This is a genomic window from Roseofilum acuticapitatum BLCC-M154, from assembly GCF_030068475.1.
Lineage (GTDB): Bacteria > Cyanobacteriota > Cyanobacteriia > Cyanobacteriales > Desertifilaceae > Roseofilum > Roseofilum acuticapitatum.
In genome coordinates this window covers 14,995-25,789 of record NZ_JAQOSP010000006.1, presented here as the reverse complement: position 1 = coordinate 25,789, position 10,795 = coordinate 14,995, and the positions used below count along the sequence as shown (strand labels likewise).

The following is a 10,795-nucleotide window of genomic DNA, read 5'->3' as shown; positions in this document are numbered from 1 at the left end:
TCTAAATCGATGCTAAAATTCGTTGAGCTACTCCATCTATAATCGGCATCACGGATAACCGGTTTCCTCGTTTAACCACTAACAGCTCTTCTGGCGAAAATTGCTGTTTTAAGTCTGTAATGGAGATGAGGCGGTGAAAGTGTTGAATAAATTCAATTTCTACGGTTTGCCAACGGGGATGTTCTGATGTCGCTTTGGGATCGTAATGCTTATCCTGGGGATCGAATTGGGTGGGATCGACGACATTTTCCCGAATCACTTTGGCTAGTCCAACAATTCCTGGAGGTTTGGCGTTGGAGTGATAAATAAAGGCGTAATCACCGATTTTCATCTCTCGCAGGAAGTTTCTGGCTTGATAGTTGCGTACTCCATCCCAAAGGGTGGTGCGATCGCGCTCTAAATCCGTAATACTGTAATCTGTGGGTTCTGATTTTAACAACCAATAAGCCATGAAAGATCGCAATTTTAACTCATTCTAGAGCAAGTTTACCATGGTTGATAGGCGATCGCCTTTTCCTTAGACTCCAATTTGACCCATCCCTAAGTTGATTGTCTATAATGAAACCATCAGGACTCTCACCTTAATCCCATGTCAAAATCCCCAGAAAAGCCCAAGGGATGCGGATGCTCCAGCATTCCTATTTCCGTAATTATCCTCTGTTTGGGACTAGGCTATGGGTTATTTACGCAACGTCACCGTTTACCTATCGACCAAGTTTTACCCCACATCAAAACTGCCCTGGTCGCCCTCAATATACCTATCCCAGAAACCCATCCAGAACCCTCTATCAGCCCTTCTACACCCCCTTCTCCTCCCTCCACGACTCCCTCCCCAGAGCCATCGCTTAGTCCCTCTCCGACTCCAGAATTGGTGGCTGCATCTCCCTCCCCTGCCCTAATTCAGAAGTCCGAGCAAACTACTGCTATTCGGGGCATTTACCTGAGTCGATATCTGGCTACGGCAAACGCGAGTGAGCAAACCATCCGCGATCGCGTGCGCTACTATAAAAGCCAAGGCATTAATACCATTATTCATGGGGTTTGGGGCAATGGTTGCACCATGTACAAAAGTGAAGTCATGAAGCAAAAATTAGGATATGAAAGTTGTCCTAACCAATTTCAAGATCAATGGCTGGATTGGATGATTGATGAAGCCCATAAACAAGGAATGGAAGTCCATGCTTATTTCGAGAAAGGGATTAAAATTGATGAAGATAGCCCCATTTTTGATTTAGCCATAGATCGGCGTTGGATTGTGGCAGGAGTGGATAAAACCCATCAGGGAATCGATCATTATGTGCTAGATGTGGCAGTTCCTGAAGTCGCTTCTCTGTTAACTGAGGTTTTAGTGGAGTTTGTGCAGAAATACCCAGAAGTGGATGCCGTGCAATGGGATGATTATCTAGGCTATCATGCCGAACTGCCTGGAAAGAGCGATCGCACACAAAAACTAACTGATTTTGTCCAAAATATGATCGCCCAAATGAAAGAGGCTAATCCTAACGTAAGCTTTGATATTTGTCATCATAATCCCTATTGGGCGAAAACCTATTTTGATGCAGATTGGGAAAATTGGGATGTGGATCGGGTATTTATCCAAGTGTACAATATGGATAACTTCCAAGATGAGATGCAATATGTAACGGCTAATGATGGCATCGCAATTACAGAGCGACAATTTGACTATTTACCCCAATTGCTAAATAATCCAGATATCGATAGTATTTTATTGTTTCCCTTGGAAAAACCGGATAAAATGGCGGCTACTTATCACGAGTTAATCACAGGGAATGGGGAATAGGGAATAGGGAATAGGGAATAGGGGGCCCTGCGCTGTCGCTAACGCACCCTACTCTTCTCCGTTAATTATTGAGATTCCCATCTGACTCTCTTTGAAAATCAACCTTATCATACAAATCAGCTAGAGAAATTTCACAGGGAATGCTATTAAGCTGAATCATGGATTCGGGCTGATTGTATTCTGATAATACCCATTGATTGGGTTCAGCTCGATAATATCGTTCCACATGCATCGTATATTGATCGATTAACAGATATTCTTGTAAGCTGCCGATGGTACGATAGGCTTGGAATTTTTGACCGCGATCGTATCCTTGGGTAGACTTGGATAAAACTTCAGCAATGAAGATGGGATTAGTGAGGGTATCTTTGCGCCCTTCTTGTAGTTCTAATTCTCCCCGAACAACCATCACATCAGGGTAAGTATAAATTCGTTTTTCTGGAATCCACAAGCGCTGATCGCAACTAAAGACAAAGTAGGGTTGACGTTTGAGACAAAAGTTTAACGTTGCCAATAAATTACCCGCGATTAAGTTATGATTTGGCATTGCACCGGTCATAAGAATAATCTCCCCATCAATATATTCATGGCGTTCATCACTGTTTACTTCTTGCTCTAGATACTCTTCGGGAGTATAGGTTTTGATTTTTTCTGCTTGCATCACCATTGTGATTTAACCTTTGAGATTTAGGTTGGTTATCTTGAGATAATTTGTAGATTATAGCAGAATAATCTAAGGATTGGGGGGAAACTGGGATAACCAATCTTCTCCAATTCTTAAGGTTAAATCGGATCTAAGATCTCCCGTAGATGCAGCTTCTAAACTCCCTACTCCTAACTCTTCTAAGAGGATTCTGCCTCCTTTGAGATCGCCTTTTTGGACAACGACTTGAGTGGTTCTGAGGGGATGGGGCCAATCGGGGATAAAGTAGAGGTCATAATAGCCTTTAGATTCTAAATAATCGGCGACTTGATTGGCTAATTGGGGTTGGGTGGTGGCGTTTTGAATGGCAATTTTGAGGGTTTTGGGATCTCGACCGGTGGAGACACTATAATCGGGGGTATCCCAAACGTTTCCCATCCAAAACTGATTAAAATATTCTCGGAGGATGCGATCGCGGCCATCATCATCCATAATCCAATAACTGGTATTCTCGAAGGAAGAGAATTGGGAAGAACCGGGGAGCATGACCATTTTTAGGGCATCTTTGTCCATTTTCAGGGTAAACTGCATGAGGGCAATCCTCTCTTCTGGACTCAAATTGGTATCGATATAGGGTTCCATAATTCTCAGCACTTGCGGAAGTCGGGGAATGACCACAGGATTTTTGAGTCGTTGCTCGATGGCTTTCAGGAGTAATTGTTGACGCTGCACCCTTCCAATATCACCGAGAGCATCCCCCCGAAAGCGAACAAAATCTTCCGCTTGTTGACCGTTTAGGGTTTGCCATCCGGGAAGCAATTCAATGGTTAAATTTTGGGTATAATCGATGTAGGACATGGGTTTGGGGACATAAACTTCTAGTCCTCCGAGGCGATCGACTAATTCGGTTAAGGCTCCTCTTTGAATGCGAATATAGCGATCGATCTCAATTCCCCTGAGCAGGTCTTCAATGGCGTTAATGGTGACTTCTGGGCCCCCTAAAAAGTTGACTTCATTAATTTTGCTTGTTCCGAATTGGGGGACTTGAACTTGGGTATCCCTGGGAATGGAGAGCAGGTTAATGGTTTGGGTTTTGGGGTCAATCCGCAAGAGCAAGAGGGTATCACTGCGACCGCTAAAACCCGGACTCGATCCTTGATCCACTCCCATGATTAACAGATTCATCGATCGCCGCAGACGATATTGAAAAGGATACCCCAAGTTCACCAGAGGTGCTGGTTCCTGCGGTTCTTCCTGCACCATGGTAATCAGTTGTTTCGGCACTAACAAGGCGGCGATCGCCCCCAATGTAGCGGAAATCAATGTAGTGATAATAATCACATAGCACCAGAATAACACCTGATTGGCTTGGATTACCCTAGAGCCATTCCATGAACTTTTGCGAGAAGAATAGTCAATCAGTCCAGACAAGTCCGTGAACCTATACACTCAACGATCAAAGGCTATTGTGACACAGAGCTACACCGAAGCAGAATATTGTTATAAATTCTCTCAAAAGTGAATCTAGATGCAAGTTATGGATCAAAGGTCACTTTTCCAAACTTTGAGCGTTCCATCTTCACTACCACTCAAGAGAACATGCAGTTTAGGATGGGCTAAAAATTGCAGGCTAGTAACTGCTCCATTATGTTCTTTAATCGTCTCTAACAGTTCCCCTGTTTGAGTATGCCATAATTTAATTGCTCTATCTTCACTCCCACTGGCTATTAAGGAGTGATGGGGACTAAAGGCCAGGGATGAAATGGGAGAACCATGATTAGCTGACCAAAGTTTTGTATAATCAGGAACTTGCCAGAAATCGATCTGGTGATTATATCCTGCTGCGGCTAAACTTAACCCATCGGGACTAAATGCCAGGGATGAAATAGCCGATGGACTTTTCAGCGATCGCACTAATTTTCCATCTGCTATCTGTCGAATTCGCACCAACGGTTCTAAAGCACTACTGGCAAAATAATCACCATCCGCAGACAATGCCAGATCCATTAAATGGGCGGAATATCCGATCAAGGTTTTGACCAGTTCACCGGTTTCAAGATTCCAAAGTTTCACTGTTTTATCCTCAGATCCCGTGATTAATAGCTGACCATTAAGGCTAAACTGAAGACAAGTAACGGCAGCGTTATGGGCATTGAGTCTAAGCGATTCTTTCACCTTGCCTTTGCCCAGTTTCCACACTTTGATGCTGCCATTTTCGCAAGCACTCGCGAAGGATTGACCATCGGCAGATAGAGCCACAGCATTGACGCGATCGCTATGAGCTTCAATTGTTTTTAAAAGATCTCCCGTTTTCAAATTCCAGAGTTTCACTGTGCAGTCATAACTACCACTAATCACTAACCCTTGGGCACTCACGGCACAAGTGCTAACGGCATCTTTATGGCCGGAAAGGATGTGAATACACCGCCAATTTGAAGAGCGAATACTGTCTTGATTTGGCGTGGTTTCCGGTTCTGAAATCGGTTCTTCTTCCTCTGGAGGTTCAGCCGGAGCGCTCTCTGAAGGAGGAGTTTCCGGTTCTGAAATTGGCTCTTCCTCTTCTGGAGATTCAGCAGGAGAACTCCCTGAAGAAGGCGTTTCCGGTTCTTTAACCGACTCTTCTGTGGTAGGGGGTTGAGCAGCACAACTCGCTGAAGCAGTTGTTTGTTGTAGCTTGATCTGCCTGACTTTAAGAAAATCCGCTTCTGCTCTATAAGTATACCCTAATTTTTCATAAAGAAATGCTCGATATTGATAAGCTTTCAGATAACTCTCATCCAGTTTAATCGCATGGCTAAAATCTTCAATTGCCTCCTGATAATCCTCCAATTCGGCATTGATTACCCCTCGCTGATAATAAAAATCAGGATTCGTTTTTTCAGTCCTCAATTGTACTTTTCCAGAGGAAGATTCCGATAGTTGCTGTTTGATTAACTCATAAGCTTCATTAATTTCCTTAATTTTGGCTTCCGCCTGTTTTATGGCGCTCTCATCTCCCACAAACTGATCCGGATGCCACTGTTTCGCTAATTGGCGATACGCTTGCTTAATCGTCTTTAGGTCTGCACCCCGCTTGAGTCCGAAAAGTTGCCAGGCCTCTTCTATCGTAATCATCTTGTCCAGATCCTTCTATAGTGATACATAAGATAGATTTTCAATTATCGTGGAGATCGGAAACGGTTTTTTCCCTTGGCTCAATAGCAGAAGCTTCTTTCACTATTTCTTGGCATTGGTTGGCGAAGGCGATGGAAAGTTCATAGAGTTCTCTGGCCGATTGTTCGCATTCTTTCAAAAGTTCCAGATCTTCGAGCAGTTGTGTTTCATTAATCACAGATTTCATTTTAGCGTCTCCAACGATTGACAAGAGTCTCAATTTTTAGTTTAACTTCTATAACTTTACCCAACAGATTACCGAAAGTCTCACCCAATTCTTGAATCATTTCTTCGGATACGGCACTATCGGAGGCAAGCTCAATACCATCATTGATTTGCTTTCTGGATGATTGCACAAAGAATAAGATGGTGTTTAGGTAAGCAAATTGCTGAATCAGGATGGTATTATCGGGAAAGCTAGACATAATCGGTCTAAGTAACCTGAGTCCTTCCGTCCCTTTAGCCTCGATACGATCGAGTTCCACATTTAACTGATTGATGAGAACACTGAGTTCTGATGGGATCGTCATTAGTGTTAACTGGGTTGATATCGTCAGTTTAACGTAAGATCGGTTTCTCTGTGCTTCTGGCGGCGGTTAGAAACCGGGTTTGTGCCCTGTTCATTGTTCATTTAGGAGTTCTGCACCATGTCTCATACCCTTGTGCCTGTGATTTTAGCTGGGGGAAAAGGCGAGCGCTTTTGGCCCCTGAGTCGCAAACATCGGCCTAAGCAGTTTCTCAGCTTAGATGGCACGGGTTCGAGTCTATTGCAGACTACCGCCGATCGCCTGGTTCAACTAGCCCCCGGTTGGGATAAACTGTGGATCTGCACCTCTAGCCAACTCGCAGAAGGCGTGCAAGAACAGTTACCCCAACTGCCTCCAGAGAACCTCCTCGCAGAACCGGAAGGTCGGGATACCGCGCCAGCAGTGGCTTGGACAACCCTGGAAATTGCCAAGCGCTATGGTGAAGATGCGGTGATTGGCTTTTTCCCCGCAGATCATTGGATTGGGGATTATCCGGCCTTTGAGAAAACCATTCAAGCAGCCGTGGAACTCGCCGCCACAGAAGAAGCAATTGTTACCCTAGGCATCAAACCCGCTTACCCCTCCACCGGCTACGGCTATATCGAACAGGGAGAAACCAAAGGCAGCTATCTAGACTTACCGGTGTATCGGGTGCAACGCTTCACCGAAAAACCCGACCTCACTACCGCCGAACAGTTCATCGCTCAGGGTAACTTTAGCTGGAATAGTGGCATGTTCATCTTCCGTGCGGGTGTCGTATTGCGGGAACTCGCCACCCATGCGCCAGAGATTTTAACCCCTCTGCAAAACCAGGGTAAAGCCGCCTATGGAGAATTACCGAAAATTTCCATCGATTATGCCTTAATGGAGAAAACCCAACTGGCCTACATTTTACCGGCTGATTTTGGCTGGGATGACCTGGGAGACTGGAACGCCATGGCCCGTCTGTTGCAAGGAGAGCAGCCGAATTTAGAGCTAGGGAACCATGTTAGCCTGGATACTGAAGGGGCGATCGTTTACGATCAAGATCCAGAGGGTTTAGTCGTCACCATTGGCTTAGAAGATATCGTGATTGTGCGGGATGGAAATGCCACCTTGATTGTTAAGAAAGAGCGCACCCAAGACATTAAGAAAGTGCTGGGACTGCTGAAAGAGAATCCCAAATATCAGAACTTGCTTTAAAACTAGAGGGAGAACCCTTGCGGAAAAGACAAATATCTCGCTCCCTAGAGAAAGGCAGCGAGCAAGATGCTCGCACTCCTTACCCCTTATTTCGCTTTCTTTGCTACTCCAGAAATATGAGGACTCACAATAGGCAATGACAGGCGAAAGTGCTGATAATCGACGGACTCGAATCCAGCATTTTCCAAAGCAGTCCAAGTGCTGCGGTTAGGATGGCAATTATCAAACATTGCCTTCCAGACTGGTGCAATACTATCTTGAATGCGGCGATTCCAAGTACAACAATCAGCAGCAACATGCTCTAAAAAGATGAAACTTCCACCGGGTTTAAGAATGCGCTGAATTTCTTGTAAACTGCGATCGAGACTATCAACAGAACACAGTACATGAGTGCTAACAACGCTATCAATAGTATGGTCTTTGAACGGCAATTTTTCCGCCATTCCTTGACACAATTCAATAGTTTTAATACCCCGATCGCCCGCTTCCTGTTCGAGATACGGGTGCATAAAGGGATTCGGTTCAACCCCTATCCACTCAATCTCTTTAGGATAATAACAAAGATTCGCGCCAGCACCTGGGCCAATTTCTAACACCTTTCCTTGCAGCGATCCCAACAAGGCTTGTTTCAGTTCTGCCAGGGTCGAATAATTCGGATTATCAATCAGAGCGATCGTCTTATTATCCACCGAATTAGCTTTCGACATTCCCCACGCAAACAGACGCTTTTGTACTTGAGATAAACTTGAAATTTGCATCATTACTCCCCTTTAACTCCAACCGCTCATTCTGGCCATCACTGCTGCTAACAGGGGCAAGACAGTAAAACAGGCCAACTCCCCTTTGATGAGCCAAGAAATCCGGTTAACTTTTGGAATTTCTACCTGGGGAATTTCACCCACTTGCAACATTTTAATCCAGGTCAGAAAAGTAAACGTCGGATAGAGAGAAAACAGACTTACTAGCACAAATACTCCCATTTTGGCATAGAAAAACGGATTATCTAAATAGTAATCTGTTCCTTTACCAAAATAGAGAACGCGCAAAACACCTGTAATTAAAACTGCTGTCGCCCCCAGACCATAAGCGGCATCAGCAAAGGCGACTCGTTTGGCTTCATCAAGGGTCATTTCTGGTTTTAAGTTAAACAATTCTACGGTCAAAGCCGCAAAAGCTAACATGAAGCCTAAGTAATGGAAATAAGCAGTAATTGAACTTGCCCACATAATTTTCTGGCTCTCAGTCAGTAACAGGTCGTGGGTATTGCCCACTCAATTATAATAACAGTATGTTGAGAATAAGTGAGGATGGCCATCGTCCTCCCTGCCACTAGAGCTGAGGACAAGCGAGAAAATTGAGTCTATGATAGTATTTTCGATATATGTATGCAGGCGATCGCCATGAAAGTCCAATTGAAACAGCATTTATCTTGGCTCATCTTTGGTTTGTCCTCTAGCTTTGCTCTACTCTATGGTTGCGCCTCCTTATCCCAACCTCAACCCTCCCCAGAAATGTTAATGGATGTGGCCACCAATCTAGTTACCCAAAAATTCGTCAATTCCTCTTGTGAAGACTTAGCACAAATCCAGTCTACCGATCCGAGTCAGGCAAAAGGCCCGGAAGCCGCATTGCAAAAGAAAGCAATAGAAATGCTGAGGGAAAATCCCCAGGTACGCGAAGAATTTATTAATCGTGTTGCTCCACAAATTGCTAATCGGATGTTTGAATGTGAGCTGATTCCCTAGTTGGGATAAAACTAGCAACGATTTTCACAATAATTTGGTCTAATGTATAGCATAATTAGCTCGCGTCAACGGGAAATTTTGGAAGTCGTCTTCCGCAACGGTTGGGATTATATCGAAGGCTTACTCAAAGGGGATCAACCCGGCGAACCTAAGTTACCTTCTCCCACTGTTTTACGCAATATTCTGATTGATTTAGGGCCCGTATTTGTCAAATTAGGACAACTGCTCAGTACCCGACCGGACTTACTACCGGGTCGTTATATCACGGCTCTTTCTGCTTTGCAAGCTAATGTTCCTGCTGTTCCTTGGTCACAAGTTGAGACGCAACTGCGGCAAAGTTTACCGATTCCCTTAGAAGAAGCCTTTCCCAAAATTGACCCAGAGGCGATCGCCGCAGGTTCCCTCGGCCAAGTCCATCGTGCTACCCTCAACACAGGACAAGAAGTCGCCCTAAAAATCCAACGTCCCGGTATTGGTCGCATCGTCGAGCAAGACATTACCCTGATTAAAGGATTAGCCGAACTAGCCTCATTAAGTGACTTTGGTCAAGACTATGATTTAGTCGCCCTCGCAGAAGAATTTACCAAAGCCTTGCGCGATGAATTGGACTTCACCAAAGAAGGTCATTTCACCACTCAAATGCAAGAAAACTTATCCACCAGTCGCTGGTTTGACCCCAAACAGCTCGTCATTCCCCAAGTCTACTGGGACTATACCAGCGAAAAATTACTGGTTTTAGAATGGTTAGAAGGCAAACCCCTACTTTCTGCTGACCTCACCCAGTTTGTCACCCCCACCCTATCCGTAGAGCAAAAACGAGACGAAGTAACCAGCATCTTATTCCGCGCCTTCTTTCAACAAATTTATATTAACGGCTTCTTCCATGCCGACCCCCATCCGGGCAACATTTTCTTACTCAACGATGGTCGCGTTGCCCTACTAGACTGTGGCATGGTTGGACGAATCGATCCCCGTACTCAACAAATTTTAACCGAAATGTTGCTGGCGATCGTTGATATTGATGCCCAACGCTGCGCCCAACTCACCCTCGATTTAGCCGAATCCAATCAACCGGTTAATCTTAGTCGTTTAGAAGCCGACTATACGCGGATGCTTCGCAAATACTATAACATTAATCTGAGCGAAATTAACTTTAGCGAAGTCTTCTATGAAATTCTCGAAATTGCTCGCAGCAACAAAATCCGCCTCCCTGGTAATATGGGACTCTATGCCAAATCCTTAGCCAACTTAGAAGGAGTCGCCAGAGGCTTTAATCCCCAAGTCAATTTACTCGACCAAATCAAACCCCTAATCACCGATATTTTCCAGCGTCAACTGCTCGGAGATAAGCCCATTCAAACCCTACTCAGAACTGCCCTAGATGTCAAAAGTCTCTCCTTACAATCTCCTCGCCTGATCGAATTATTCCTCGATCGTTTAACCTCAGAAACCCTCAATTGGAATATCCAGGTTAAAGACCTAGAACGACTGAGGCGCAGTATTGATGACTCTGCGAATCGTCTTTCCTTTAGCATTCTCGTGGGTTCCCTGATTATGGGAGCAGCCCTGATTTCCAGCAACGCCCAAAGTCCCCAACTCTCTTTACTCAGTGCCGTGCTATTCGGAGCCGCCAGTTTGATTGGATTATGGCTAGTAATTAGTATATTAAGGTCAGGAAGATTGCGGTCATAATATCAAGTCCGGATAAAGGGTGAAGAAGCGGGCAAGATGCCCGCACTCCTCT

12 protein-coding genes are annotated in these 10,795 nt (G+C 44.8%); 4 read left to right on the top strand and 8 right to left on the bottom strand.

Features of this window, described 5'->3' with window-relative positions; genetic code table 11:
* Nucleotide 1 precedes the first annotated feature (1 nt).
* Nucleotides 2–451 carry an EVE domain-containing protein gene (locus tag PMG71_RS00870; RefSeq protein WP_283751742.1) on the bottom strand — a complete coding sequence of 150 codons (450 nt, stop codon included), beginning with the start codon at nucleotides 449–451 and terminating at the stop codon, nucleotides 2–4.
* Between the two features lie 138 nt (nucleotides 452–589).
* Here PMG71_RS00870 and PMG71_RS00865 point away from each other — a divergent pair, with 138 nt between their 5' ends.
* Nucleotides 590–1,801, top strand: a complete 1,212-nt coding sequence (locus tag PMG71_RS00865) for a family 10 glycosylhydrolase (protein WP_283751741.1) — start codon at nucleotides 590–592, stop codon at nucleotides 1,799–1,801.
* A 61-nt stretch (nucleotides 1,802–1,862) separates the two neighbouring features.
* On the opposite strand, the gene PMG71_RS00860 is transcribed toward PMG71_RS00865, so the two are convergent.
* The 5 genes from PMG71_RS00860 to PMG71_RS00840 form a co-directional block, all read right to left on the bottom strand.
* Nucleotides 1,863–2,468 (bottom strand): Uma2 family endonuclease, encoded by a 606-nt coding sequence (locus PMG71_RS00860; RefSeq protein WP_283751740.1) that lies wholly within the window; start codon nucleotides 2,466–2,468, stop codon nucleotides 1,863–1,865.
* 66 nt (nucleotides 2,469–2,534) lie between these two features.
* Nucleotides 2,535–3,893, bottom strand: coding sequence for an LCP family protein (locus PMG71_RS00855; protein ID WP_283751739.1), 1,359 nt, complete (start codon nucleotides 3,891–3,893; stop codon nucleotides 2,535–2,537).
* Nucleotides 3,894–3,986: 93 nt separating this feature from the next.
* Complete coding sequence (locus PMG71_RS00850; protein ID WP_283751738.1) at nucleotides 3,987–5,558, bottom strand: WD40 domain-containing protein; 1,572 nt, start codon at nucleotides 5,556–5,558, stop codon at nucleotides 3,987–3,989.
* Between the two features lie 40 nt (nucleotides 5,559–5,598).
* Nucleotides 5,599–5,784, bottom strand: coding sequence for a hypothetical protein (locus tag PMG71_RS00845; RefSeq protein WP_283751737.1), 186 nt, complete (start codon nucleotides 5,782–5,784; stop codon nucleotides 5,599–5,601).
* Between the two features lies 1 nt (nucleotide 5,785).
* On the bottom strand, nucleotides 5,786–6,127 hold the full coding sequence (locus tag PMG71_RS00840; protein ID WP_283751736.1) for a hypothetical protein: 342 nt from the start codon (nucleotides 6,125–6,127) through the stop codon (nucleotides 5,786–5,788).
* A gap of 117 nt (nucleotides 6,128–6,244) precedes the next feature.
* On the opposite strand from PMG71_RS00840, the gene PMG71_RS00835 reads away from it, so the two are divergent.
* Complete coding sequence (locus PMG71_RS00835; protein WP_283751735.1) at nucleotides 6,245–7,306, top strand: mannose-1-phosphate guanylyltransferase; 1,062 nt, start codon at nucleotides 6,245–6,247, stop codon at nucleotides 7,304–7,306.
* Between the two features lie 86 nt (nucleotides 7,307–7,392).
* Here the strand turns inward: PMG71_RS00835 and PMG71_RS00830 are convergent, their stop codons facing one another.
* Nucleotides 7,393–8,064 carry a class I SAM-dependent methyltransferase gene (locus PMG71_RS00830; RefSeq protein ID WP_347179163.1) on the bottom strand — a complete coding sequence of 224 codons (672 nt, stop codon included), beginning with the start codon at nucleotides 8,062–8,064 and terminating at the stop codon, nucleotides 7,393–7,395.
* Between the two features lie 12 nt (nucleotides 8,065–8,076).
* On the bottom strand, nucleotides 8,077–8,532 hold the full coding sequence (locus PMG71_RS00825) for a DUF2214 family protein (RefSeq protein ID WP_283751733.1): 456 nt from the start codon (nucleotides 8,530–8,532) through the stop codon (nucleotides 8,077–8,079).
* Between the two features lie 174 nt (nucleotides 8,533–8,706).
* Here PMG71_RS00825 and PMG71_RS00820 point away from each other — a divergent pair, with 174 nt between their 5' ends.
* Complete coding sequence (locus PMG71_RS00820) at nucleotides 8,707–9,051, top strand: hypothetical protein (protein WP_283751732.1); 345 nt, start codon at nucleotides 8,707–8,709, stop codon at nucleotides 9,049–9,051.
* Between the two features lie 42 nt (nucleotides 9,052–9,093).
* On the top strand, nucleotides 9,094–10,743 hold the full coding sequence (locus tag PMG71_RS00815) for an ABC1 kinase family protein (protein WP_283751731.1): 1,650 nt from the start codon (nucleotides 9,094–9,096) through the stop codon (nucleotides 10,741–10,743).
* Nucleotides 10,744–10,795: the final 52 nt, after the last annotated feature.